Source organism: Lysobacter sp. Root916 (genome assembly GCF_001429785.1).
Lineage (GTDB): Bacteria > Pseudomonadota > Gammaproteobacteria > Xanthomonadales > Xanthomonadaceae > Lysobacter.
On record NZ_LMJF01000012.1, the window covers coordinates 219,417 to 245,452 of the forward strand.

The following is a 26,036-nucleotide window of genomic DNA, read 5'->3' on the forward strand; positions in this document are numbered from 1 at the left end:
AGCCCGGGAACAGAGGGCGCACAAAGCATGACCCCAACGTGCGACGGATCACAGACGTGAACGTCCGGTGACGCTTTAACTAAATTTTAACGGATTTTTTCCGTTTCTTTAGTGCGCTCTTAACAAATTCAAGGGTTTAGGCCGTTAGCATGCCCCGACCCGGCCTCATAGCCGGCGGCGGCACAGACCGTGCCAGCCGTCGAACGGTGGTCAGGCGGCGTCATCCGAACCCGATGGATCGGGTTCTTTGAGCGATGCCAGGGCGTCCGCCAACGCTTTTTGCGCGTACGCCGACATGGGTAAGGCTTTCCTGGCCGGTTGCACAGGCGCAGCCGCCGGTGCTGTCGTTTTGACGATCAGTTCAGCTGCATCCAGCCCGACGGAACGGGCCGCGTCGAGTAGTTCCGGAGCCGCGAGCCGCAGCTTGGCCCGCCACACCGGAGCATCGACGACAAATACGAGCTTGCCGTTCTCGAAGTTAGCCAGTCGCGCGTGCGCGGCCAGCGAAGGCGGCAAGAGGGGGCGTAACCGTCGGTCCAGACCGTCCAGCCAGAGCGCTCGACGGATCGGGTTCCCCGCCGGCTCCGCGAGCAGCGCTTCCAGCGCGTCGCGAGGGGTCGAGGGGGGGCGCGTTGGTGGTTTGGACTTGGAATCAGACATAGAACAAATGACCTATCAAACCATCGTAAACAAATCGCGGGCGCAGCTGGGATCGTTCTTCCAGCACGTAGGCCACTTCGGCGGACGTCGCCCCGCGGTCGCGGTAGCCCTGCTGCTGGGCACCGGCGTGGCGCTGGGTGCCGGCGCCGGCATCGCCGACAACGCCATGCTGCGCGCCCAGGTGCGCGACCAGCAGGCCCAGATCGACGCCACCCGCCGCGACGCCCAGCGCGAGATCAACGCCCTGGCCGCCCGCATGGGCGAGCTGCAGGCCGAGGCCAACCGCCTCAACGCGCTCGGCGAGCGCCTGACCCGTATCGGTCAGCTGCAGGACGGCGAGTTCGACTTCAACAAGCCGGTCGGCCAAGGTGGCGCCGGCCCGGTCCGGGACATGCCCAAGGCCGAGTTATCGGTGGGTATGGCCAAGCTGGACGGCCAGTTCAAGGCCTCCGGCGAGCAGCTGTCGGTGCTGGAGTCGCTGCTGTTCAATCGCCAGCTCGACATGAACGCCGTACCGTCGCGCGCGCCGATCGCCAACAGCTATATCACGTCGGGCTTCGGCGGTCGCGCCGATCCCTTCAACGGCGGTAGCGCCTTCCACAAGGGCATCGACTTCGAAGCCGACGTCGGCGATCCGGTGCTGGCCGTGGCCGACGGCGTGGTCAGCTATTCCGGCGTGCGTTCGGGCTACGGCAACGTGGTCGAGGTCGATCACGGCAACGGCTACGTGACCCGCTACGCGCACAACTCGCGCCTGCTGCTCAAGGTCGGCGAGCTGGTGCGCGCGGGCCAGGAAGTGGCCAAGGCCGGCTCCACCGGCCGCTCCACCGGCGCCCACGTGCACTTCGAGGTCTGGGAGAACGGCCGGGTCGTGAACCCGGTCAAGTTCTTGAACCAGCAGTCGCCGTTGCGCGGCTGAGGCCTTAAAGACGCCAGCGCGCCCCCTCGGCGCCTGGCCACACCGCTACGGCGCCCTCGGGCGCCGTTCGCGTTTTCGGGCCCCGGCCCGCATGAATGCGGGGCCCGTCGTCGGCCGCCGTGGCCCCTTGCAAGCGCCGGGGCGCGGCCCAAGCTAGAATGAGCGTTGGCTTAAGACCAGGCTCGATGCGATCGGGGCGCCACGCGCTCCGATTCCGTCTCTGGACCTTCCTCAATCGGGAACTCGCCGGCGGTTAAGCGTTCTTAACGCGTTCCGCCCCCGGATTCCTGTTCCGCTTCACGGACCCGTTCATGCTCAACAGCCTGCTTACCCGCGTTTTCGGCAGCCGCAACGATCGCCTGCTGCGCCAACTGCAACGCTCCGTCGTCAAGATCAACGCGCTCGAACCGGAGATGGAAAAGCTCTCCGACAGCGAGCTGCAGGCCAAGACTCCCGAATTCCAGCAGCGCATCGCCGCCGGCGAGACCCTGGACAAGCTGCTGCCGGAGGCGTTCGCGGTCTGCCGCGAGGCGTCCAGGCGCGTGCTCGGCATGCGTCATTACGACGTGCAGCTGATCGGCGGCATGGTCCTGCACCTGGGCAAGATCGCCGAGATGCGCACCGGCGAGGGCAAGACCCTGGTCGGCACGCTGCCGGTCTACCTCAACGCGCTCGAGGGCAAAGGCGTGCATGTGGTCACCGTCAACGACTACCTGGCGCGCCGCGACTCGGCCTGGATGGGCCGTCTGTACAACTGGCTGGGCCTGAGCGTCGACGTGGTCTACCCGGGCATGGCGCACGGCGACAAGCACGCCGCCTACGCCGCCGACATCACATACGGCACCAACAACGAATTCGGCTTCGACTACCTGCGCGACAACATGGCGCTGTCGAAGGAAGACCGCTTCCAGCGCGGCCTGCATTACGCGATCGTCGACGAGGTCGACTCGATCCTGATCGACGAGGCGCGCACGCCGCTGATCATCTCCGGCCCGGCCGACGAGTCGCCGGAGCTGTACATCAAGGTCAACCGCATCGTGCCGTCGCTGATCCGCCAGGAGAAGGAAGACGGCGAGGGCGATTACTGGGTCGACGAGAAGGGCAAGCAGGTGCATCTGTCCGAGTCCGGCCAGGAACACGCCGAGGACCTGCTGCGCCGCGCCGGCATCCTGCAGGGCGACGAAGACAGCCTGTACGGCGCCAACAACCTCAGCGTCGTGCACCATCTCAACGCGGCGCTGCGCGCGCATGCGATCTACCAGCGCGACGTCGATTACATCGTGCGCGATGGCGAAGTGGTGATCGTCGACGAATTCACCGGCCGCACGCTGGCCGGCCGTCGCTGGTCGGACGGCCTGCACCAGGCGGTCGAGGCGAAGGAGGGCGTGCCGGTCCAGCGCGAGAACCAGACGCTGGCGTCGATCACCTTCCAGAACCTGTTCCGCATGTACAAGAAGCTGGCCGGCATGACCGGTACGGCGGACACCGAGGCTTACGAGTTCCAGAGCATCTACGGCCTGGAAGTGATCGTGATCCCGACCCATCGGACGATGGTGCGCAAGGACCATCCCGATCAGGTGTTCCTCAATCGCGCCGGCAAATACCGCGCCGTGCTCAACGAGATCAAGGACGCGCACGGCCGCGGCCAGCCGGTCCTGGTCGGTACGACCTCGATCGAAGTCTCGGAAATGCTCAGCCAGCAGCTGCGCGAAGCCGGCGTGCCGCACGAAGTGCTCAACGCCAAGCAGCACGAGCGCGAAGCCAACATCGTCGCCCAGGCTGGCCGCCCCGGCGCGATCACCATCGCCACCAACATGGCCGGCCGCGGTACCGACATCGTGCTCGGCGGTTCGCTGGAGAGCGAACTGGCGGAACTGGCGGCGCAGAACGAAGGTCAGGCGGTCGACGAAGTCACCCACGCGCGCCTGAAGGGCGAGTGGCAGCGTCGCCACGACGCGGTCAAGGCGTCCGGCGGACTGCACATCGTCGGCACCGAGCGCCACGAGTCGCGTCGTATCGACAACCAGCTGCGCGGCCGCGCCGGTCGCCAGGGCGATCCGGGCTCCTCGCGCTTCTACCTGTCGCTCGAAGACAACCTGATGCGCATCTTCGCCGCCGACTGGGTGCAGCGCGTGATGGCGCGCATGGGCCTGAAGGAAGACGACATCATCGAAAGCCCGCTGGTGACCAAGCAGATCGCCAACGCGCAGCGCAAGGTCGAGGCCCACAACTTCGACATCCGCAAGAACCTGCTCGACTTCGACGACGTCAACAACGATCAGCGCAAGGTGATCTACGGCCAGCGCGACGAACTGCTGGAAGCCGAGAGCGTGCAGGACAACGTCGACGGCATCCGCGAGGATGTGGTCGCCGACCTGGTCGCGCGCTACGTGCCGCCGAATTCGGTCGACGAGCAGTGGGACCTGCCGGGCCTGGAAGCCGGCATCGCCGAGGAGTTCGGCGTGCAGGTGGACATGGTCGATTTCGCCCGCGGCCACGACGAGCTCGACGCCGACGGCGTCGCCGCGCGCGTGGTCGAGGCGGTCAACCAGCACTTCGTCGATCGCGAAATCCAGCTTGGCGCCGAGACCATGCGCATGCTGGAGAAGCACATCATGCTCAACGTGCTCGATCAGAACTGGAAGGAGCATCTGGCGCGCATGGACTACCTGCGCCAGGGCATCCATCTGCGCGGTTACGCCCAGAAGCAGCCGAAGCAGGAGTACAAGAAGGAAGCCTTCGAGCTGTTCTCGGACATGCTGGAAAAGGTCAAGCGCGAGGTGGTCACGCTGCTGTCGCGCGTGCGCATCCGTAACGAGGAAGAGATCGCGGCGATGGAAGCGCAGGAACGCGCGCAGGCCGAGGCCCAGGCCCGGCAGATGCAGTTCCAGCATGCCAGCGCCGGCGGTTTCGGCGCCGACGAGGAGGCCGCGGAAGTGTCCGAGGAGGCGTTCGCCAACGTCGGTCGCAACGATCCCTGCCCCTGCGGTAGCGGCAAGAAGTACAAGCACTGCCATGGGCAGTTGGCCTAACAAGGCCGGGATTAGGGATTCGGCAGTCGGGATTGGAAAGGCCAAGGCCGATCCGTCCCCAGGTCCAGCCGCTGCATGCGGCGTAGAAGGCGGGCCTGCCGAATCCCCGATCCCAAATCCCGAATCTCGGGTCGTGGAAGTGGTGGCCGGCGTGATCCGCGACGCGCGCGGCCGCATCCTGCTCACCCGCCGCACCGAAGGCCGCGACCTGGCAGGCCTATGGGAATTCCCGGGCGGCAAGCGCGAGCCTGGCGAATCGCCCGAGGCCGCGCTGCAGCGCGAACTGCACGAAGAGCTGGGCATCGACTGCGAGGTCGGCGCGGCCCTGATCGACGTGCCGCAGGCCTATCCCGACAAGCGCCTGCGCCTGGATGTGCGCGAGCTCAAGCACTGGCGCGGCAGCGTGCGCGGTCGCGAGGGCCAGGCCCTGGTCTGGGTGCCGCCGGCCAAGCTGGCCCGCTACGAGATGCCGCCGGCCGACCGTCCGGTGGTCGCGGCTCTGCTGCAACCCGATCGCTATCTGGTTACGCCCGCGCCCGGCGCCGACGACGATGCGCGTTGGCTGGCCGCGCTGGAGCGCGCGCTCGCGGCCGGTGCGACCCGAGTGCAACTGCGCGCGCCCGGCACCGGACCCGCGCGCTGGCGCGCGCTGGCCGCGGCCGCGGTGACGCGCTGCCGTACGGCGGGCGCCGAGGTCCTGATCAACGGCGATGCCGAGCTGGCCCTGGCCTTGTCGGCGGGCCTGCACCTGCGCGCCGCGCAACTGCGCGAGTACGCACGGCGCCCGCTACCGGCGGAGCTGCCGCTGGCCGCGTCCTGCCACGATGCCGAGGAGCTGCGCCGCGCCCAGGCGCTAGGCTGCGATTTCGCCGTGGTCGGCGCGATCCGCGCCACGCCCACCCATCCCGGCGCGGCCGGAATCGGCTGGGACGGTTTCGCGGCTCTGCGCGAGGCGGTGTCCCTGCCGATCTATGCGATCGGCGGGCTGGCGCCGGACGACATCGCCACCGCACGCGCGCACGGCGCCCAGGGCGTGGCCGCGATCCGCGGCCTGTGGCCCGATGCGATCGCCGAGGCGGCGGCTTGAGGAACATCGGCGGCACTAGCCTGCCGTCTGAGAGTGGGCACGGGCGCGGCTTGATTCACGAGCCGCGATTCGTGGCCTAGGCCGGGGCCGGCCTCGGCAGGATTCCGGCGCCTGTGGGAGTGGCGTAAGCCGCGATTCGCGCGCTGACATGTTGGGCGCAACAAAGCGGTCGCGGCTTACGTCGCTCCCACACAAAGCAGTGCCCGGTGTACGGGCTCAGCCCGCGGCCAAGGCCCGGTAGCGCCGGTCCAGGGCCGCCACGTGGCGGTCCAGCGCCTCCAGTGGCCCGTCGTTGACGATCACGTCGTCGGCGATCGCCAGTCGCGCCGCGCGCGTGGACTGGGCCGCGATCATGCGTTCGGCCAGTTCGGCCTCGACCCGGTCGCGCGCCATCACGCGCGCGCGCTGGACCGCGACCGGTACGTCGACCAGCAGGATGCGCTGCAGCCAGGGATAGGCTTCGCGGCCGCCGCCCTCGGCCAGCAGCGGGATAGCGGCGATTGCATAGGCGCCGGGCGCCTGTTCGCATTGCGCGCGCAGCAGGGCGCGCACGCGTGGATGGACGATGGCTTCCAGGCGCCGGCGCGCGTCGGGATCGGCGAACACGCGTCGGCGCATCGCCGCGCGATCCAGGCCGCCCTGCGCGTCCAACACCTCCGCACCGAACGCGGCCACGACCTCGGCCAGCCCTGCGGAGCCGGCCTCGACCGCCGCGCGCGCGGCCAGATCGGCGTCGGCCACGGTCACGCCCAGCGCTTCGAAACGCCGCGTCACTTCACTCTTGCCCGAAGCCACGCCGCCGGTCACGCCGACGCAGAACGCGGCCATGGCGGTCAGCGCAGCCCGGCGTAGCGCATGTACGCGCCGACCAGTTGCTCGCCCCAGAAGAACACGATCCAGCCGGCGATCGCGAGATAGGGCCCGAACGGTATCGGGGTGGCCTTGTCGCGCCCGCGCGCGGTCAGCCAGATCGAGCCGATGATGGCGCCGACCAGCGAGGACAGCAGGATGGTCGGCAGGATGCCCTTGAGCCCGACCCAGGCGCCGATCGCGGCCAGCAGCTTGAAGTCGCCGTGGCCCATGCCTTCCTTGCCGGTCAGCTGTTTGAACACCCACCACACCGACCACAGGCTCAGATAACCGGCGATCGCGCCGAGCAGGGCCGGCTTGGTGGTGAAGTACAGATTGTCGGAACTGGCGATCAAGCCCAGCCACATCAGCGGCAGGGTGAGCTGATCGGGCAGCAACTTGGTGCGGAAGTCGATGCCGGACAGGGCGATCAGGTAGGTGCTGAACACGATCGCGCCGAAGCCTTGCCAGCCGAAGCCGAAGCGCCACACGCAGGCCAGCACGGCCAGCATGGTCACCAGTTCGACCAGCGGGTACTGCGGCGAGATCGGGGTCTTGCAGCTGCGGCAGCGTCCGCGCAGGAACAGGTAGCTGAAGACCGGGATGTTCTCGTACCAGCTCAGCTGATGCTTGCAGTGCGGGCAATGCGAGCGCTCGACCACGATGCCGGGCGGCGGCGGGTCGTAGATCTCCGGCAGCTCGAGGATCTCGCGGGCGTCGCGCTTCCACTCCCATTCCAGCCGCTTGGGCAGGCGCAGGATGACCACGTTGAGAAAACTGCCGACCAACAGCCCGAAGCCGGCCGCGAGCGGAAACCCGAGGCCGGGGTTCTGATCCAGGAATGCCATGCGTGAAGAATAACCCTAGATGGTCATCGGCACGTAGCGGTCAGATCGTCGCGGCGAGCTTGAAGATCGGCAGGTACATGCCGATGACCATGCTGCCGACCACGACGCCCAATACCACCATGATCAGCGGTTCGAGCAGGCTGGACAGAGCGTCGACCGCGTTGTTGACCTCTTCCTCGTAGAACTCCGCGACCTTGAACAGCATGGTGTCGAGGGCGCCGGCCTCTTCGCCGATCGCGGTCATCTGGATGACCATGTGCGGAAACAGGTTGACCTGCTTCATCGACATGTTGAGCTGATAACCCACCGAGACATCGTCGCGGATGCGGCGCACGGCCGATTCGTAGACTACGTTGCCGGTGGCGCCGGCGACGGTGTCCAGGGCCTCCACCAGCGGCACGCCGGCCTTGAAGGTCACCGCCAGGGTGCGCGCGAAACGTGCGATCGCCGAGTTGTGCAGGATCTGCCCGACCACCGGAATCTTCAGCATCATGCGGTCGAGGAAGTGAGCGAACGCCGGCGACCGGTTCTTGGCCATGATGAAGCCGACGATGGTGCCGACCACGATAAACAGCACCGCCCACCAGTATTTGATCATGAAGTCGCTGGCGCCGATGATCATCAGGGTGAACGCCGGCAGCTCGGCACCGAAGCTCTCGAAGGTCTTCTGGAACTGCGGGACCACGAAGATCAGCAGGATCGCGCTGACCAGGATCGCCACTGCGACTACCGTGGCCGGGTAGAACAGCGCCTTCTTGATCTTGCCCTTCAGGCTTTCGATGTTCTCCTTGTAGCTGGCGACGGTGTCGAGCACCGTTTCCAGCACACCCGCCGATTCGCCGGCCTTGACCAGGTTGCGGTAGAGCTCGTCGAACTGGACCGGATGCTTGCTCAGCGCCTCGTGCATCGAGGAACCGCCTTCCAGGTCGGCGCGGATCGAGTTGATCAGCGTCTTCATTTTCTGATTCTTCTGGCCGCCGGCCATGATCTCCAGCGAGGTCACGATCGGCACGCCCGATTTCATCATGGTCGCGATCTGGCGGCTGAAGATGGCGATATCGCGCGGCGTGATGCGCTTGCCCGCGCCTCCCAGGAACGGCTTGCCCTTGGGCTTGACCGTGCCGGGCGTGATGCCCTGACGGCGCAGTTCGGCGCGCAGCATGTTGGCGTTCTTCGCCGACTGCTCGCCCTTCATGACGACGCCGCGCTTGTCCTTGCCTTCCCAGACAAAGATCTCGAGCGGATTAGGGCGCCGGACGGGGGTCGGCTGCTTGGTCGCGGTGCGGGTCGCGGACATGGTTTAGTCCTTGGTAACGCGGTTGATTTCGGAGAGGCTGGTGACGCCGTTCCTGACCTTCATTAACGCCGATTGGCGCAGGTCGCGGACGCCGGACTTCAGTGCGGCGGCCGCGATCTGCATCGCGTTGCCGCCTTCCAGCACGATGGCCTGGATCTGTTCGGTCATGGGCATGACCTGGTAGATGCCGGTACGTCCCTTGTACCCCTCGGTGCAGTCCGGGCAACCGGCGGCTTCGTAGATCTTCAGTCCGCCGACGATCTCGTCGTGGGTGAAGCCCTCGGCCAGCAGCGCGTGTTCGGGCAGATGAACCTCGCGCTTGCAGTCGTGCAGGCGCCGGGCCAGACGCTGGGCGATGACCAGGGTCACCGAGGAAGTGATGTTGTACGGCGCCACGCCCATGTTCATCAGACGCGCGATGGTCTGCGGCGCGTCGTTGGTGTGCAGGGTGGACAGCACCATGTGGCCGGTCTGGGCGGCCTTGATCGCGATTTCGGCGGTTTCGAGGTCGCGGATTTCGCCGACCATGATCACGTCCGGATCCTGGCGCAGAAAGCTGCGCAGCGCGGCGGCGAAGGTCATGCCGCGCTTCACGTTCATCTGCACCTGGTTGATGCCCGGCACGCGGATTTCGACCGGGTCCTCGACCGTGGAGATGTTGCGCATGTCGTCGTTGAGGATATTCAGCGCGGTGTACAGCGACACCGTCTTGCCGGAGCCGGTCGGACCGGTGACCAGGACCATGCCGTAGGGCTTGACCACGGCGCCGACGAACAGCTCCTTCTGGTCTTCCTCGTAGCCGAGCTTGTCCACGCCCAGGCGCGCGGCGCTGCCGTCGAGGATACGCAGCACGATCTTCTCGCCGAACAGGGTCGGCAGGGTGCTGACGCGGAAGTCGATCTGCTTGGTCTTGGACAGGTTGAGCTTGATGCGGCCGTCCTGCGGCACGCGCTTCTCGGCGATGTCCAACTGCGCCATGACCTTCAGGCGCGCGGCGATACGCGGGCTGAGCTTGACCGGCACCTTGGCGACCTGCTTGAGCAGGCCGTCGATGCGCAGGCGCACCCGATAATCGGTTTCGTAGGGCTCGAAGTGGATGTCCGAGGCGCCGCGGCGGATCGCGTCCACCAGCACCTTGTTGACGAACTTCACCACCGGGGTGTCATCGCCCTTGGCATCGACGCCGCTGTCGCCGGCCGCGGTCAGATCGTCGTCGCCGCCGCCGACGTCGAGGGTCTCCAGGCCTTCTTCGTTGACGCCGTCGCCTAGCGCGTCGGCCGACTCCAGCCACTGATCCAGGCTACGCCGGATCGTGTCTTCGTCGACCAGGATGGCCTCGATCACCAGGTTGGTCTGGAACTTGATCTCGTCCAGGGCGCGGGTGTTGGTCGGATCGGCCAGGCCCACGAACAGCTTGTTGCCGCGTTTGAACAGCGGCAGCACGCTGTGCTTGCGGACCAGTTCTTCGCTGACCAGCTTGATCGCCGATTGCGAGGCGTCGAGGGTGGAGGCGTCGAACAGCGGCACGCCGAACTCGATCGAGTTGGCGGCGGCCAGCTGCCCGGCCGAGACCAGGCGCTTTTCCGACAGGTAGGTCGCGATCGGCTTGCGTTCGCTGCTGGCCGTGGCCATGGCCTCGCGGGCCGCGGTCTCTTCCAGGGCGCCGTCCAGCACCAGACGCCGGGCAATGCCGGTGATCCCCACCAAGTTGGCGGTAGCGACGCTAGACATCGCAGTCCTCGGTTTTTCCCCGGTCCGACTTTACCCCAATCCATGGGTCACGCGAGCGGACAGATGTCGCCTTTTTGCTAGTCAGGGCTCGATTTTGGCCATTAACGTAGGCGTCTGGAATGGTAGGACAGCCATTGCGGGCGACGGTTCAATGCTGCTCGATCAGGCCTCGGAGCTCGCCCAGCAGGTGCTGACCGGCACGATCATAGGGCCGGACCCTGGCCTGCAACTCGCGCCAGGTCCGCTCGGCCGCGTCGCGATCGCCGTTGGCCAGATAAGCGCGGACCAGGATGTCGGCGGTCTCCAGGGGCGCTTGCGCGGCCCAGGCGCGCTCGGCCTGCTGTTGCGCCTCCGGCCAGCGCTGCGCGCGCGCAAGCAGCAGGGACGCGATCAGGCGCATCTGGCGCTTGGGTTCGGCGGTGTCCGGCTGCTTCGAGGCGGCGGCCAGCAGGCTCAGGATCGTGTCGATGGTCCGCTCGGAGGTGATCCGCGGGCAACGGCCGACACTGGTGGCTTGAGCCAGCAGATCGGCTACCAGGACTTCATCCAGGGTGATTTGCGGTTGGGCGTCGGCCAAGGCGCGTTTGAGCAAAGCCGGGTCGGGGTCGCGTTCGCCCAGGCAGGCGATGGACACCGAATCGATTCGAGCCAACAGGCGCCGACGTGGTATCGGGCCGTCGGCCATCTGCGCCATCTGCGCGAGCGCCGCATCGATCCGATCGGCACTGACGTCGATAAAGGCCTGGGTCTGGCGCGCGCGTAGCGAGTCCGGGTGGTGCAGCAAGGCATTCGACACGATCCCCTGTTTGCTACGCCAAGTTTGAACACGGCCCCAGGTGGAGGTGGCCAGCAAGGCGCACAGTCCGGCCGCAGCCAGGGTCAAAGGCAGCGGTCGCAAGCCCATCGACGCGCGTTTCGGCAGCAACGCCAGCACGCCAATCAGGGCCAGGCCCAAGCCCAGCGACGGCAGGTAGTTGCGATGCTCGTAGTACATCTCCAGCGGCAGCACGCTGGACTCCACGGTGTGCGCGGCCAGGAACCAGAACCAGCCTGCGAACAGGCTGGGGGCGCGTCGACGGAGCGCGAATACCACGCCGCTGATGGTCGCGAGGGCAAGCAGCGCGGGCAGTGGCGAAGGCGCCGAGAGCAGGCCGGTCGATAGGGCGAAGTCATCGCCGAACAAGCTCATCTGTTCGGCCCTCGGCCATAGCAAACTCCCCAGATAGCTTGTTAGCGCGCGCGCCTGGGTGAGCAGGCGCTGCCCGAGGCTGAAGTCCCAATCCGCGTAACCGCGGGTCAGGAGTTCGGGCGACCAGAGCAGGGCCAGCGAGGCGGCGGCCATCGGAAGGGCCAGGAACAGGGCGAAGAAGCACTTCACGGCGCGCGGTCGAGGGCCACGGAAGTAGGCCAGTTCCAGAACCAGGCACAGCAGCGGCGCGATCGCCGCGCTTTGTTTGCTCAGCACGCCGCAGACGAGCGACACCGGAAATGCAACGAATAGCAGCAGGGTCGCCGAGCGTGCTCGGCCGTTGGCCAGTCGCGCCCGTCCGACCCAATAGACCAGAACGGACCCTAGCGCGAACAGCGCGGCCAGTTGCGCCATGCGTTGGACCGAATACAGCACCGTGCTGACCTGGATCGGGTGCAGCCACCACAAAGCGACCGCGATCGCCGCCAGCAGCCGGGCGCGCGCCGCCAATGCAGCATCCTCGGACAGCGCGCGCTGCAGGACTCGGAAAGCCAACAGGCCGCAGGCCAGGTGAATCAACACATTGCCCAGCTTGTAAGGCATGGGGCCAGGGCCGCCGATACCGACCGTGAGCAGAAAACTGGCCATCGATACCGGTCTGGCGGACAGCAGATCGTTGCGCCCGAACACCGCGAAACGCCAGTCGACCCGGCCGTGGTACCAATCGCGGAACACTGACAGATTGGCGGGATCGTCGAACAGGAAGGGGCCGTCCAAGCCGGCCCAGTACACCGCCAGCGTCACCGCCGCCATACAGCACAGCCACCATCGCGCCGCGTCCCAGCGTGCGCCGATACCGCGCGCGTCGCGCTTCAGTAGTTCAAGCCAAGACGACATTCGGAGCCTATGAGTTGGAGGTGCAGAAGAAGCCTGGGATTACGGACGTTGCGACGATCATGAGGGCCCGCGCAGGGCGACTTTAGCGTGGAGGCGGCCATGCGTAAGCGGATCGTGATCCCATGTCGATTGCCCACCGATCGACTCGGCACGGGCGCTGGCGAGAAGCGGCGTTACGGCGCTGGCGCGGTCAACATGGCGCGAATCTGGGCGAGTTCGGACCGACCTAGGCTGTCGTAGGGCTTGATGCGGGAGTCCAGTTCCAGCCAAATCCGCGCCGCATCCTCGCGCGCGCCGCGCGCAGCCAGAATCTTCGCCAGCAGTACGCCGGTGGGCAGATCGCCGCTGGCGCTCCAGCCGATGCGTGCCTGGGTTTCGGCGGCGGCAAGGTTGCCGGCGCGCGCGTAGGTCTCCGCGGCGAGTAGGCGGACCAACCACTTCGGCCGCGCCGATTCCGGCTGGGCGCCGGCGGTCTCGGCCGCTTGCGCGATCAGATCTCCGAGTTCGTGCGCGGCGATGGCGCAGCCGCGACGTTGCTGCGTGACTGCCAGCGAGCGCATCGCCTGTAGCTCGAAGATGGTCAGTTTCGGCAGCAGTAGAGGGGCGATCCCGGCATAGTCCGCGCGCACGACCGGAAGGCCCGCATCGCAGCGCGCGCGTATCACGTGCAAGCGGCCCAGCAGTCGATGCCGAGGGTCTTCGCTGGCAGCCAAGGACACCATCAGCGCGAGATTGCCCTGTATGTCCCCGCGCGCCAAAAGCACGTTGCCGCGATCGTAGATGGCGCGCAACGAATGCGGATGTTCGCGCAGACCTTCGGCGGAAATGCTGTCCAGGCTGCGCCAGACCGAAACCCGGCCGGCGGTGACCGTCGCCAGTGCGACGATAACCACCAGCGCCGCGCCCGCGAGTCGCATCGGGTAGGTCTTGCGCGTGGTCGCTCCGGCGGGCAGCAATGCGGTCGCGCCCACCGCCGCCAGGACCAATCCGGTCAGCGGCAGGTAGTTGCGGTGCTCGTAGTAAAGCTCAACCGGCAGCAGGCTCGACTCGACCGCATGCGCGGCCAGGAACGCGAACCATCCCGCGCACAGGCTGGGGGCGGCTTTCCGCCAGTACGCGGCGCCCGCGCTGGCCGCCAGCAGTGCCAGGACCGATAGCGCGGTGGCGGGCGGCGAAAACAGCCCGGTCGAGAGCGCGAAATCGTCGGTGTAGACCCCCATGCCGGGGCCGCGCGGCCACAGGATCAAGCCCAGATACGAGGTCAGGGCGCGCGCTTCGCTGAGCAGGCGCTGCATCGGGCTGAAGTCCCATTCCGCATAGCCGCCCAGCAGCCAGTCCGGTGCGAGCAACAGCGAGGCCAACACCGCCGTCCCGGGCAGGAGCACGAAGGCGGCGAAGAATGCGCGCACCGGTCCCTTTCCTGCGAGGCCGAAGTAACTCAACTCGATGGCCAGGCAGATCAGAGGCGCCACCGCTGCGTTCTGCTTGCTCAGCAGGCCGAGCACCACCAGCAGCGGGAAGGTCACGAACAGTTTGAATAGCGCCGATCGCACGCGGCCTTCGGCGAGTTCGCGTCGCGCCAGCAGATAGAGCAGCACCGCGGCGAGGACCAGTGCGGTGCTGAGCTGCGCCATGCGTTGTACCGAGTACAGGACGGTGCTGACCTGGATGGGATGCAGGAGCCATAGGCCGCTCGCGATCGTCGCCAGGAACGGCGCGCGTGCCGCCAGTCGCGGGTCGAGTTCCAGCAGGCGACGGACCAACTGCCAGACCAAGAGGCCGCACAGCACATGCAGGATCAGATTGCCGAGCTTGAAAGAGAACGGCGTATCGCCGCCCAGCATTGCGCTAAGCGCGAAACTCGCCATGGCGACCGGTCGCGCCGTGAGTTGCGAGCCCCGGCCGAGCACGGCTTCGGCGAGGCTGGCTTGCCCTGCCAGCCAGCGTTGGATCGGGGGGAAAGTGACACCGTCGTCGAGCAGGAAAGGCCCGTTCAGGCCCGGCCAGTAGATCGCCAGAGTGGCTAGCGCCAGCAGTGCGAGTCCGATGCTTGCCAGGCGCAGGTGCGCGCCGTCAGCGAGTAAGGCTGCTCGCCAGGAGCGAGGAGAGGTCGGGGATTGCATGGGATGGCGCTACCGCTGGGGCCGATTCCCGGTCGGGTGCACGGCGGCGAGGGGCGGAGCGTGACGCGCCCCGGAGTGCCGGAATCCTGCGTCATCGGCGCGGATCGTGTCCAGCACGAGACAGGCCTACAAGAAAACGGCCACATGGTAAGTGGCCGCTTTCGTCGATCCCGTCACGTCCCCGAAATCAGGGGTTGCGGCACTCGGCAGGCAGCTGCGACGGCGGAACATTCGCTGCAGTGTTGCTGCAGGTCCAGTCGATGCGGCCTTGTGCGGCATTCGGAACCAGCGAGAACACGGCCGGAACGTCGGCGCCGGTGCTGCGGGTCGTCGCGGTGACCGTGCCGCCGTTGGCGATCGTCACCGAGGCGCAGTAGTCGCTACCGGCGAAGGTGTAACCCACGTTGCTGGAGGTCACATTGGTCAGTCCGATGGCGGAATGAGCGGTTTCGCCCACGGCCAACTTGGCGCTGGCGGCAACCTGCAAGCACTCGGCATTCTTGGTGCGGATCGAGTAGTCCTGATAGGCGGGCAATGCGATGGCGATCAGGATGCCGAGGATCGCGATCACGATCATCAGTTCGATCAGGGTAAAACCCCCGGTATGACGCTTATTCATGGCCCTCTCCGATAGTAGCGTTCGGATCGGCCGGCCTGAGCACGATGCTCCCGGTCGGGCGCTGATCCCCCCTATAGGAGAATGCTGCAAAGAACGTGCCAAGCCTGGGATGTGACGGCCGTCATGAACGCCAGGCCCTGAGGTCGATCGCGATCTCGCCGATCAGCCTTCTACGTCGTGATATGACGCAGTTCGGCCATTACGCTCTTACCCTCCAGGCAAGCGCGTCAGGGGGCCTGGGAGGAGGGGGGACGGGGGCCGCCCTGATCCAGGGATTTCCGGAGCTCGCGCAGGTTGTGCTGCCCCGGGCCATCGTAGGCCTTCGTGCGCTGCTTCAATTGAGCATAGGTGCGCTCGGCATCACTCAGGCGCCCGTTATGGATATAGATTCGCGCCAGCATCTCGCCGATGGCCAAATCCGCGCCCGGCTGCCATGCCAATTCGGCCTGCGTTTGCGCCTGCGACCAGCGGTCGGCGCGCGCATAGAGTTGGGCGGCGATCGCGCGAGTCACCCATTTCGATCGGACCGAGTCGGATTGCGCATGGGCGGCGGCGATAAGCGTCTCGGTGGTCCCGGCCATGTCCAGCAGAGAGATCTCGCCGCAGCCCTTACCGGCGATGTTGGTCATTTGCAGTAACGACTGCGATTCGAAGATGGTCAGCTCCGGCTGCGCGTCCTTCTCGATGCGCTTCAGCAGGTCGGGGTCGGCGCTGTCATTGCGCAGGCATTGCGTGGTGATCAGGTTGATATTGGCCAGCAGTCGGTCGCGGGGTGTGGTGCTGGCGGCCAAGTCATTGAGTATGCGTTCGCTTTCATCGTAGCGGCGACCGAACAAGGCCAAGGTCGACAGGTCGAGATGCGCGCGCATCGAATTGGGATGGAAGCGCAACGCCTGCTCGACGATGGTATCGAAATGGCGCCAGACCAGGGCGCGGCCGAGCGTGGCGAACGCCAGCACCGCGGCCAGGCCCAGCGTCGCCGCCAGGACCAGTCGGTTCGGCCGCTCACCTTCCGTCGTGGCTGCGGGGACGAGCGCGGCCAGGCCGGCTACGGCCAGCAGCAGGCCGATGGACGGCAGGTAGTTGCGGTGCTCGTAGTACATCTCCAGCGGCAGAAAGCTGGATTCGACGGCGTGGGCGATCAGGAAGAACATCCAGCCTGCGAACAGGCTGGGCGCGCGTCGTCGCAATAGGATCGCAGCCAACGTTATGCCGGCTAGCAACAGCAGGCACAGCAGAGTGCTGGGCGGCGAAAGCAGGCCGGTGGAGGTGGCGAAATCGTCGGTGTACAAACCCATGCGTGGCGCATAGGGCAACAGCAGCGTGCCCAGGTAGTCGACCAGCGCGCGGGCCTGGGTCAGCAGCCGCTCTCCGAGGCTGAAGTCCCATTCGCCGTAGCCGCCTAGCAGGCGCTGCGGAGTAAAAGCCAGCAAGGTGGCGACGCCGACTGCGGGCAGGGCCAGGAACACACCGAAGAACGCGAGCAAGGGCTTGGGGCGCGGGCCACGGAAATAAGCCAGTTCCAGCGCGAGGCACAGCGCCGGGGCCACGACGCCATTCTGTTTACTCAGCACTGCGGCCGCGAACAGCAGCGGCGCGAGCAGAAACAACAATGGCAGGGCGGCCCGGGTGCGGCCTTCATCCAGGCGTTGACGGGCGGCGAGATAGCACCACAGCGAAGCCAGTGCAAACAACGCGGCGAGCTGCGCCATGCGCTGAACCGCGTACAGCACGGTGCTGGCATGCAGCGGATGCAGCAGCCATAGGGTGGTCAGGATTGCGGCGATCAGGTCCGCGCGCGCGGTCAGGCGAGGATCGCGCGCCAGCAGCCGCCGCAGGACCTGCCAGGCGAGCAAGCCGCACAGCAGATGAGCGACGAGGTTGCCGAATTTGTAGGAGAAAGGCGTGCCGCCGCCCAGCGCCGCGGTGAGCATGAAGCTGGCCATGGACACTGGCCGGGCGTACAACCACGACGCATTTCCAGGCAGCACTTCCTGCCAATTGGCTTTTCCGTGCAGCCAACTTTGCAGGGCGGCGAAGGAGGAAATATCGTCGTGTACGAACGGTCCATTCAATCCGGGCCAATAGACGACCAGCGCGATCAGCATGGATGCGGCTAACAGCAGTCGTGCCTGCATGTCGGGACCTGGATGCCAAACGAAAGAGTATGAGCGGCCAAGCCTGCCCATGCGATAGGCGCTTGCGACGATGGCACAAAAAAAAGCCCCGGCTTGTGGCCGGGGCTCGGGTCTTACGCGTTGCCTAAGTCGTGCTTACGGACGGCACTCGGCCGGCAGCTGCGACGGCGGAACGTTGGCAGCGGTGTTCGTGCAGCGCCAGTCGATACGGCCAGCGGCAGCGGTCGGAGCCAGCGAGAACACGGCCTGGACGTCAGCACCGGTGCTGCGGGTGGTCGCGGTGATCGTGCCGCCGTTGGCGACGACGACCGTGGCGCAGTAATCGCTCTGCGAGAAGGTGTAGCCGGTGTTGGTGCTGCTGACCAGGGCCAGCGAGCCGCGGTCCTGAGCGGTTTCGGACACGGCCAGCTTGGCGGCCGCGGCGACGTTCAGGCACTCAGCGTTCTTGGTGCGGATCGAGTAGTCCTGGTAGGCCGGGAGCGCGATGGCGATCAGGATGCCGAGGATCGCGATCACGATCATCAGTTCGATCAGGGTGAAGCCTTGCTGGTTGTTCTTCATTGTGTTTCCCCTAGGAGTGGTGAACTTCACGTGCCTGCTGGCCCGGCTTGGCGGTCCGTCGGCTTGCCGTGCGTAACTGCACGTGCACGGAAAGCTTACGCACAACCCATGCCAACAAGGCCAACTTAAGTCTCGAAAAGACTGCCTTGTTGGTGCCGGTACGTCGAATGAGAGCGCAGTCGCAGTTAATTGGTGAACGACGGCAGGCATGAAGAAGTCACATTGAGGATGATTGCTCTGTTGGGGGCGAATATGTGATTTATGGACATTTCTTGTCCTAATCAGGGTTCAGGTTTTCTGAAGCAAAAAAAAGCCCCGGCGAACCGGGGCTTGGGATCATCGGGTAGTGCGGGGGTTACTTCGGGCGGCACTCGGCCGGCAGCTGCGACGGCGGAACGTTGGCAGCGGTGTTCTTGCATTCCCAGTCGATGCGGCCCAGTGCGCCAGTCGGGATCAGCGAGAAGATGGCCTGCACGTTGGCGCCTGTGCTCTTGGTGGTCGCGGTGATCGTGCCGCCATTGGCGACCGTCACCGAGGCGCAGTAGTCGCTGGACTCGAAGGTGTAACCGGTGTTGGTGGAGCTGACCAGGGACAGCGAGCCGCGGTCCTGGGCGGTTTCGGACACGGCCAGCTTGGCAGCCGCAGAGACGTTCAGGCACTCGGCGTTCTTGGTGCGGATCGAGTAGTCCTGGTAGGCCGGCAGAGCGATGGCGATCAGGATGCCGAGGATCGCGATCACGATCATCAGTTCGATCAGGGTGAAGCCTTGCTGGTTGTTTTTCATGACTTTTTTCCTAGGGGTGGTGTGAGTCACGTGCCGGCTCGCTCGGCCTGGCGATCCGTCGCCGGCCGCACGAGTAGCGCGTGCCCTAGGTATCACGCACAACTCGTGCCAGCCTGTTTGGGACATTAAAATCTCTAAAAAGAAAATATCGTCACATTTAGAGTCTCCGAAAGGGGCGGGCGAGCTGCCCTTTTTTGTCAGTCGGGGAGGCGATGGTGACCATGAGCGTCACATCCGTGACTGGCCCCGGGCCGGATTCCGTGCGACGCGCTGTCGGCGAACGGCGACGGCCTGCCCGTGCGGTGATCCAGGTCGCAGCTCGACGGTCGCCGTGTGGCAGGCCTGAGGCGAGCTTGCATACTAGATAGGCTGCATAGCCCCGGCGTCCGTCGCCGCCTTTGCCGTGGAACCTGCGCGCGCGCAGGTGCTGAATCGTTGCCTGTACGCCTTGGGGGCTGAGTGATCCGCGAAATTTTCATGATCCTGTTCGTGAGCTGCTCGACCATCGGCAGCCAGTTGCTGATCAAGCGCGCGTTGCTGCAACTGGCCGTGCGCAGCCCCGACCTGAAGGGGTTCGACTGGTTGATGTCGGCCATGCTGTCGCCGGGCGTACTGGCCGCGATCGCGATCCAGGGGCTGGGCTTCACCATCTGGGTGATCGTCGTGAGCCGGGTCAAGCTCGGCATGGCGTTCGCGATCTCCGGCGCGACCATGTACATACTGATGGCGACCGCGAGCTGGCTGGTCTATGGCGAGCGGCTCACGCCGGCGCAATGGGTCGGCGTCGCGCTGGTGTCGTCCGGGGTTTTGCTGCTGGCATCGGTGGGGCAGGGCTCCTGAGCGTCGCGCGCGTGCCCGAATCGCTGCATTCCTTCGTCGTTCCCGCCTATGGGCGCTCGCCGCATCTGCGCGCGTGCCTGGACTCGCTGCGCGCGCAGAGCCTGCCTTCGCGTCTGCATGTGGCGACTTCGACGCCCTACGAGGGGCTGGCCGAACTGGCGCGCGAGTACGGCGCCACGCTCGCGGTGCACGCCCCGAACGCCGGCATCGGCCGCGACTGGAACCAGGCCCTGGCCCAGGCCGACACGCCCTGGGTCACGATCGCGCACCAGGACGATCTCTACCTGCCCGAGTTCACCCGCCGCACCTTGGATGCCGCCGCCGCGCATCCGGACGCGGCCTTGCTGTTCACCGGTTACGCCGAACTGCTGGGCGATAGCGAGGCCGTGCGCGGCGCCACCGCGATGCTGCGGATCAAGCGCCTGCTGCTGGAGCTGGCGTTTCTGGGGCGCGGCGCGATCGCGCGACCGGGCGCCAAGCTGCGCGCGCTGCGCTTCGGCTGCCCGATCCCGTGCCCGTCGGTGACCCTGGCGCGCGGGCCGGTACCGCCGCGCTTCCGCGAGGACCTGCGCGTCAATCTGGATTGGGACGCCTGGGTTCGGCGCGCGCGGGAGCCGGGCGCGTTCGTGTACATTCGCGAGCAATTGATGCTGCATCGCATCCACCCCGGCAGCGAAACCAGCGCGGGCGTGCGCGATGGGGTGCGTGCGGCGGAGGACCAGATGATGTTCGATTCCCTGTGGCCGCGACCGATCGCACGCCTGCTCGCGCGCGCCTATCGCCTGTCCTACGAAAGCGCCGCCTGATGAGTCAGCTCGCCGAACCGATCGCTGCTTTGCCCGGGCTGGATCCCGCGACCGACGCGCCGCGTATCGCCGTGGTCGTGCCCTGCCATCGCGTGCGCGAGCATATTCTGGGCGTGATCGAGGACGTGCCAGCGGCGGTGTGGCGCATCTACGTGGTCGACGACGCCTGCCCGGAGCAATCCGGCCGCTACGTCGAAAGCGAATGCCGCGATCCGCGCGTGCGCGTGCTGTTCAACGAGGTCAACCTGGGCGTGGGCGGCGCGGTGATGGCCGGCTACCGCAGCGCGGTGGCCGACGGCGCCGATGTGGTGGTCAAGATGGACGGCGACGGTCAGATGGCCGGTGCGGCGCTGCCGCAGTTGGTCGGGCCGATCCTGCGCGGCGACGCCGACTACACCAAGGGCAACCGCTTCTACGACCTGGCCCAGATCGGCCGCATGCCCAAGCTGCGCATCTTCGGCAACGCCATGCTGTCGTTCATGACCAAGATTTCGTCCGGCTACTGGGACGTGTTCGACCCGACCAACGGCTACACCGCGATCCACGCCAAGGTGGTGGCCAAGCTGCCGCTGAAGAAGATCAGCCGGCGCTATTTCTTCGAGACCGACATGCTGTTCCGGCTCAACATCATCCGCGCGGTGGTGGTGGACGTGCCGATGGACGCGCGCTACGGCGCCGAGACCAGCAATCTGCGCATCTCCAAGATCCTGTTCGACTTCCTGTTCAAGCATGTGCGCAACACCTGCAAGCGGGTGTTCTACAACTACTTCCTGCGCGACCTGTCGCTGGCGTCGATCGAGCTGGCGTTCGGCCTGCTGTTCATGGCGGTCGGTGGCGCGATGGGTCTGGGGTTCTGGATCGAGTCGTTCCGCAGTGGGGTGCCCACCAGTGCCGGTAGTGTGATGCTGGCGGCCTTGCAGATCATCGTCGGAATTCAATTATTGCTTGGGTTCCTGGCCTACGACATTTCCGCAGTGCCGCGGCGTGCCGTGCATCCGCTGTTGCGCGATGAATAAGCCCACATCGATCGCGGGGGCGTCATGAGGATCGGTCCGCTGCTGCGGGCATGCATGCCCGCGTCGCTGGAACGTGCGGCAGCCAATGCCTATCGCGCGATATTCGTGGACTTGGACCGGGTGGCCGCGAAGTTGGCCGAGGCGCTGCCGGCCGACGCCAGCGTGCTGGACATCGGCGGTGGCGATGGCGAGCTGCTGAACCGATTGTTCGCGCTGCGTCCGGACCTGCGCGTGACCATGGTCGATGTGGCCGGCAGCGTGGGCCGGTTCCTGCGCCCGCAGTTCCAGGCGCGCGTTGCCTTGGTGCCCTCGACCACCATCCAGGATCATTTGCTGTCCCTGCCGGGCAAGTACGATGCGGCGATCGTGGTCGACGTCATGCACCATGTCGCCCCGGAGCAGCGCGAGGATTTCCTACGCGCCGTCAGCGATGCGCTGCGGCCGGGCGCGCCGTTGCTTATCAAGGACGTCGAGCCTGGCCATTACCGGGCGACGCTGGGTTTCCTGGCCGACAAATACATCAGCGGCGATCGCGGCGTGATGCTGATCGGATCGGCGCAGGTGGCGGAGATGGCGCGGCGTCTGTTGCCCGACAGCGCGCCGGCCGAGCTGGGTCTGTTGACGATAGACCGCCCCAACTATCTGGTGCGCGTGTGCGTACCCCAAGGCGACACGCCATGCAGCCGTTGAGCTATACCGCCCTGGAGGCCGTGAAGGTGCCGCGGCCGCGCGATCGCGTCGCCCAGATCGAGGCGCATGCGCGCGGCAAACGGGTTTTCGATCTGGGCGCCCTGGACGAGACGGCCTACGCCGCCAAACAGGACAACGGCCGCTGGCTGCACGCTCGCCTGTGCTCCGTCGCGCACGAGGTGGTGGGCATAGACAACTCTGCGTTGGTGCCTCCCGAAGGGCTGCAGACGCGCCCGAACGGACGCATCGTCAATGCGGACATTTTCGCGCTGTCGTCGTCGGTCGCACTCTATGGCCGGCCCGACGTGATCGTCGCCGGCGAACTGATCGAGCATCTGCCCGACACGCTGGCGTTCCTGCGCAGCCTTAAGGCCAGTCCGGAGCTGGCCGGCGTCGACTTCGTATTTTCCACGCCGAATGCCTGCAGCTGGCACAACATCGCGATCGGGCTGATGGGGCGCGAGTCGACCCATCAGGACCATCTGCAAATCTATTCCTACAAGACGCTGCGGACCCTGTTCGACCGCGCCGGCGTCGAGTTGTTGTCGCTGCAGCCCTATGGTGCGCGCTTCGACGAGATGATCGAGCGTAGCGGCGGCGCGACCCGGGTTGCGGTCAAGGGCTTCCAGGCCACGATCAATGCGCTGGAGTGGGTCACGCCGGTGCTCAGCGCCGGTTGGGTCGGCGTGGCGCGGATCTGATGGGTCTGGCTGGTCCGGCCGTCAGCGTGGCGGGCGGCCGAACTCCTCAGTCGATCCCGAGCTTCTTGAGCTTGTAACGCAGCGCGCGGAAGGTGATGCCCAGCGCGGCGGCGGTGCGGGTCTTGTTGTAGCGGTTTTCCTGCAGCGCCTGCTGGATCGCGGCGCGTTCGATTTCCTCGATGTACGAGGGCAGGGCGCTGGTCGAGGTGTCGCGGGGGTTCAGCGTGCGCGGGTCGACGCCGGCCGCGGGAGCGGGCGCGGAGGTTGCCGCGGGAGCGCCCGCCACGGGCGCCGGCGCCTGGGTCGACAGGCGCGGCAGGCGCAGGTCGGCGGCGTTGAGCAGCTCGCCTTCGGCCAGGGCCAGGGCGCGCTCGAGGATGTTCTCCAGTTCGCGCACGTTGCCGGGGAAGGCATAGGCGCGCAGCGCTTCCAGGGCGTCGTCGCCCAGGCGCGGAATCGGGCGGCCTTGGGCGCTGGCGAGGCGTTCGAGCACCTTGCTGGCCAGGCCGGGCAGATCGTCCAGGCGTTCGCGCAGCGGCGGCACGCGCAGTTCGATCACGTTGATGCGGTAGTACAAGTCCTGGCGGAAGCGACCGTCGGCGACCAGCGCGGCCAGGTCCTTGTGGGTGGCCGAGAGGATGCGCACGTCGACCACGACCTCGGCCTGGGCGCCGACCGGACGGATCGACTTTTCCTGGATCGCGCGCAGCAGCTTGACCTGCATCGGCAGCGGCAGTTCGGCGACTTCGTCGAGGAACAGGGTACCGCCGTCGGCGGCCTGGAACAGGCCGGGCTTGTCGGCGTGGGCGCCGGTGAAGCTGCCCTTCTTGTGGCCGAAGAATTCGCTTTCCATCAGCTCGGCCGGGATCGCGCCGCAGTTGACCGGTACGAACGGACCGCCGGCGCGGCCGCCTTCGGCGTGGATGGTGCGCGCGACCAGCTCCTTGCCCACGCCGGACTCGCCGGCGATGTAGACCGGGGCCTGGCTGCGCGCGACCTTGCCGATGGTCTGGCGCAGCTTGGCCATGGCCGGCGATTCGCCGTATAGGCGCGAGGCGACGGTGTCGGCGGTGCTGCGGCGGCTCTCGTTCAGTTCCAGCGCGTGCCGGACCAGATCGCGCAGCACGGTCAGTTCGACCGGCTTGGCGACGAAGTCGAAAGCCCCGGCCTTGAGCGCTTCCACCGCCGCTTCGACGTTGCCGAAGGCGGTGATCATCGCCACCGGGGTGTCCGGATGCTTCTGGCTGATCTCGGCGATCAGTTCCAGACCGGAGCCGTCGGGCAGGCGCATGTCGGTCAGGCAAAGATCGTAGCGATTGCGGGCCAGCTGGCTGCGCGCCTCCGAAACGCTGGAGGCGGTGTCGCAACGCAGGCCCATGCGGCCCAAAGTCATGACCAACAGCTCGCGAATATCGCGCTCGTCGTCGATCACCAGTGCACTACGAGTTTCAGCCATTGCATCCTCCGCCCGACACGATAGCTTAAGGGTGCGTCACGGCCAAGCCGGGAGCGTGCTCCAGGTCACGCCGGCAACATCGCGTTGGTGCCGGAGAGATGGATACGGAAGCAGCCGCCGCCGCCCGGCATGGGTACATAGTCGAGCGAGGCCTGGTTCGCCCGCACCAGCTCGCGGGCGATGTACAGGCCCAGTCCGGTGCCGTGGCTGGAGGTGGTGAAGAACGGCCGGAACAGCCGCGAGGCCACCGATTCGGGAATGCCCGGGCCGCGATCCAGCACGTCGATCACCGGCGCCGCGCTCGCGTCCAGGTAGGCGTGCACGGTGACGCGCGCCGGTTCGCCCGGCATGCGGCCGTAGGTCAGGGCGTTGTGCACCAGCACGGTCAGGGCCTGATGCAGCTGGCGCGGATCGACCAGCGCCGGGATGCGCGGCTGCGCCGAGGTCGCGCGCAGGCTGTCCAGTTCGATCGGGTGGCTGGTGTTGTACTCGTCGACGAACTGGCGATTGAACGCGACCAGGTCGACATGCTCGGGCTTGGCCGGTTCGCGCCGCGCCATGCCCAGCACGTTCTCGACGATGCCGTTCATGCGCGTGCCCTGCTGGCGCACGATCTCGAGCAGGCGGCGGTCGGCCACGGCGATGTCGCGCGACTCCTCCAGCAACTGCACGGCGTAACTGATCGCGGCCAGTGGGTTGCGGATCTCGTGGGCCAGGCTGGCCGAGAACCGGCCCAGCGCGGCCAGGGTGATCGATTCGGCGCGGCGCGAGACCAGCGAGGTGTCGTCCAGGAAGATCAGGGTCTGGTCGCTGCCGGCGAGCAGCCGGGTGAAGCGCGGCACCACCTCGGGCTGGTCCGGCGCCATCTGCAGCGGGGTCTCGTCCGGGACCGCGTCGGCGCGCCAGCGCCCCAGCCGGCGCGCAAGCTCGGGCGAGGCGATCGCCAGGTTGCGGTGGCTGTGGTCGGAATGCTCGCCGGGTTCGCCCAGCAGCAGCATCGCGGCCTCGTTGGCTAGGCGCAGGCGTCCCTCGCCGTCGACCAGCAGCACGCCGGTACGCATGCGCCGGATGATGAGTTCGTTGACCTCGGCGTAATTGGCGGCCTCGGCGCCGCGGCGCTCGGCCAGGGCCGAGCTGGCGCGCATCTCGCGCCCGAGCAGGCTGGTCAGGGTGGCGATGGCCATGAAGCCCAGGGCGAACATGACCGGCTCGCCGACCACGCGCTCGCTGCCGTTGCCGATCAGCTCGCTGAATGCGTACTCGCCCAGCAGCAGCGCCACCGCGATCACCGCCATGCTCAGGCCGTAGCGCATGCGCAGCAGCAGGGCCGCGGCGCCGACGTTGAACACCAGCATCAGGGCGATGCCGGTGCCGGCGGCGGGCAGGGCGTGCAGGGCCAGGATGCCGGCCAGCAGGTCGACGGTGATGCCGATCAGGGCCTGGGTGTGCAGGTTGCCGCGGCGCCCGGACACGAACAGCAGCATCGCCGCCAGCATGTAGCCCAGGACCACGGCGCGCGCGAGCAGGGGCAGGCTGGGGGCGCGGATCAGGACCTGGGCCGGCCCGAACACCAGCAGCGCCAGCAGGGCGGCCTCCAGCAGCCGATACAGGGTGAAGAAGTACAGCTCGCGGCGCAGCGCATGGTCGGCGTCGGAGGCGGCGACGGGGGCGAGACCTGACGGCAAGCGGCTGACCCTGTCCGGACGGAATGGCGCCGAGTATGCGCGAAAGCGCCCGGATCGCCCATGCGCCGGGCCCCGCGCGCCAGCCCTCCCGGGGCGGTCGCGGGCCGC

21 protein-coding genes are annotated in these 26,036 nt (G+C 66.9%); 8 read left to right on the top strand and 13 right to left on the bottom strand.

Annotated elements, in window-relative coordinates; genetic code table 11:
- Positions 1-210: 210 nt before the first annotated feature.
- Complete coding sequence (locus tag ASE35_RS20735; RefSeq protein WP_082576486.1) at positions 211-660, bottom strand: DUF721 domain-containing protein; 450 nt, start codon at positions 658-660, stop codon at positions 211-213.
- Positions 661-667: 7 nt separating this feature from the next.
- Here ASE35_RS20735 and ASE35_RS10615 point away from each other — a divergent pair, with 7 nt between their 5' ends.
- The 3 genes from ASE35_RS10615 (at position 668) to ASE35_RS10625 (ending at position 5,698) form a co-directional block, all read left to right on the top strand.
- Positions 668-1,579 (top strand): M23 family metallopeptidase, encoded by a 912-nt coding sequence (locus ASE35_RS10615; RefSeq protein ID WP_056179193.1) that lies wholly within the window; start codon positions 668-670, stop codon positions 1,577-1,579.
- A 311-nt stretch (positions 1,580-1,890) separates the two neighbouring features.
- Entirely contained in the window at positions 1,891-4,611 is a 2,721-nt protein-coding gene (secA, locus tag ASE35_RS10620) for a preprotein translocase subunit SecA (RefSeq protein ID WP_057160509.1), read from the top strand.
- Between the two features lie 109 nt (positions 4,612-4,720).
- On the top strand, positions 4,721-5,698 hold the full coding sequence (locus ASE35_RS10625) for a Nudix family hydrolase (protein ID WP_057164014.1): 978 nt from the start codon (positions 4,721-4,723) through the stop codon (positions 5,696-5,698).
- Positions 5,699-5,914: 216 nt separating this feature from the next.
- Here ASE35_RS10625 and coaE read toward each other — a convergent pair whose 3' ends face one another.
- The 10 genes from coaE to ASE35_RS21995 all read right to left on the bottom strand — a co-directional run bounded on the left by coaE (position 5,915) and on the right by ASE35_RS21995 (position 18,734).
- Positions 5,915-6,526: a dephospho-CoA kinase gene (coaE, locus tag ASE35_RS10630; protein WP_057163811.1), complete on the bottom strand. Its 612-nt coding sequence runs from the start codon at positions 6,524-6,526 to the stop codon at positions 5,915-5,917.
- 5 nt (positions 6,527-6,531) lie between these two features.
- Positions 6,532-7,395: an A24 family peptidase gene (locus ASE35_RS10635; RefSeq protein ID WP_056179202.1), complete on the bottom strand. Its 864-nt coding sequence runs from the start codon at positions 7,393-7,395 to the stop codon at positions 6,532-6,534.
- Positions 7,396-7,435: 40 nt separating this feature from the next.
- Positions 7,436-8,692, bottom strand: coding sequence for a type II secretion system F family protein (locus ASE35_RS10640; protein ID WP_057163812.1), 1,257 nt, complete (start codon positions 8,690-8,692; stop codon positions 7,436-7,438).
- A 3-nt stretch (positions 8,693-8,695) separates the two neighbouring features.
- Complete coding sequence (gene pilB, locus ASE35_RS10645; protein ID WP_057163813.1) at positions 8,696-10,423, bottom strand: type IV-A pilus assembly ATPase PilB; 1,728 nt, start codon at positions 10,421-10,423, stop codon at positions 8,696-8,698.
- Positions 10,424-10,571: 148 nt separating this feature from the next.
- A complete protein-coding gene (locus ASE35_RS10650; RefSeq protein ID WP_157489407.1) occupies positions 10,572-12,509 on the bottom strand; it encodes a hypothetical protein in 1,938 nt (645 codons plus the stop codon).
- Between the two features lie 173 nt (positions 12,510-12,682).
- On the bottom strand, positions 12,683-14,632 hold the full coding sequence (locus ASE35_RS10655) for a hypothetical protein (RefSeq protein WP_157489408.1): 1,950 nt from the start codon (positions 14,630-14,632) through the stop codon (positions 12,683-12,685).
- 187 nt (positions 14,633-14,819) lie between these two features.
- Positions 14,820-15,251, bottom strand: coding sequence for a pilin (locus ASE35_RS21975; protein WP_057163816.1), 432 nt, complete (start codon positions 15,249-15,251; stop codon positions 14,820-14,822).
- Between the two features lie 227 nt (positions 15,252-15,478).
- Positions 15,479-17,389 (bottom strand): hypothetical protein, encoded by a 1,911-nt coding sequence (locus tag ASE35_RS10665; protein WP_235570048.1) that lies wholly within the window; start codon positions 17,387-17,389, stop codon positions 15,479-15,481.
- A 135-nt stretch (positions 17,390-17,524) separates the two neighbouring features.
- Positions 17,525-17,950, bottom strand: a complete 426-nt coding sequence (locus ASE35_RS21985) for a pilin (protein WP_057163818.1) — start codon at positions 17,948-17,950, stop codon at positions 17,525-17,527.
- Positions 17,951-18,305: 355 nt separating this feature from the next.
- The gene (locus ASE35_RS21995) at positions 18,306-18,734 is read right to left on the bottom strand and encodes a pilin (RefSeq protein ID WP_057163819.1); all 429 of its coding nucleotides are present in this window, start codon (positions 18,732-18,734) and stop codon (positions 18,306-18,308) included.
- A gap of 477 nt (positions 18,735-19,211) precedes the next feature.
- On the opposite strand from ASE35_RS21995, the gene ASE35_RS10680 reads away from it, so the two are divergent.
- Genes ASE35_RS10680 through ASE35_RS10700 form a run of 5 tightly spaced genes read left to right on the top strand, consistent with a single transcriptional unit; the run spans position 19,212 to position 22,787 of the window.
- Positions 19,212-19,574, top strand: a complete 363-nt coding sequence (locus tag ASE35_RS10680) for an EamA family transporter (protein ID WP_157489411.1) — start codon at positions 19,212-19,214, stop codon at positions 19,572-19,574.
- 11 nt (positions 19,575-19,585) lie between these two features.
- Positions 19,586-20,380, top strand: coding sequence for a glycosyltransferase family A protein (locus ASE35_RS10685; RefSeq protein ID WP_057163820.1), 795 nt, complete (start codon positions 19,586-19,588; stop codon positions 20,378-20,380).
- Positions 20,380-21,396 carry a glycosyltransferase gene (locus tag ASE35_RS10690; protein WP_082611228.1) on the top strand — a complete coding sequence of 339 codons (1,017 nt, stop codon included), beginning with the start codon at positions 20,380-20,382 and terminating at the stop codon, positions 21,394-21,396. The genes ASE35_RS10685 and ASE35_RS10690 overlap by 1 nt, the downstream gene beginning before the upstream one ends.
- A 24-nt stretch (positions 21,397-21,420) precedes the next feature.
- Positions 21,421-22,086, top strand: a complete 666-nt coding sequence (locus ASE35_RS10695) for a class I SAM-dependent methyltransferase (RefSeq protein ID WP_057163821.1) — start codon at positions 21,421-21,423, stop codon at positions 22,084-22,086.
- Positions 22,074-22,787, top strand: a complete 714-nt coding sequence (locus tag ASE35_RS10700; RefSeq protein WP_056179234.1) for a methyltransferase domain-containing protein — start codon at positions 22,074-22,076, stop codon at positions 22,785-22,787. Before ASE35_RS10695 ends, ASE35_RS10700 begins: the two co-directional genes overlap by 13 nt.
- 46 nt (positions 22,788-22,833) lie before the next feature.
- Here the strand turns inward: ASE35_RS10700 and ASE35_RS10705 are convergent, their stop codons facing one another.
- Together ASE35_RS10705 and ASE35_RS10710 are read right to left on the bottom strand one after the other, a co-directional pair.
- On the bottom strand, positions 22,834-24,243 hold the full coding sequence (locus ASE35_RS10705) for a sigma-54 dependent transcriptional regulator (protein WP_056179236.1): 1,410 nt from the start codon (positions 24,241-24,243) through the stop codon (positions 22,834-22,836).
- A gap of 65 nt (positions 24,244-24,308) precedes the next feature.
- Entirely contained in the window at positions 24,309-25,928 is a 1,620-nt protein-coding gene (locus tag ASE35_RS10710; protein ID WP_057160532.1) for an ATP-binding protein, read from the bottom strand.
- Between the last annotated feature and the right edge of the window lie 108 nt (positions 25,929-26,036).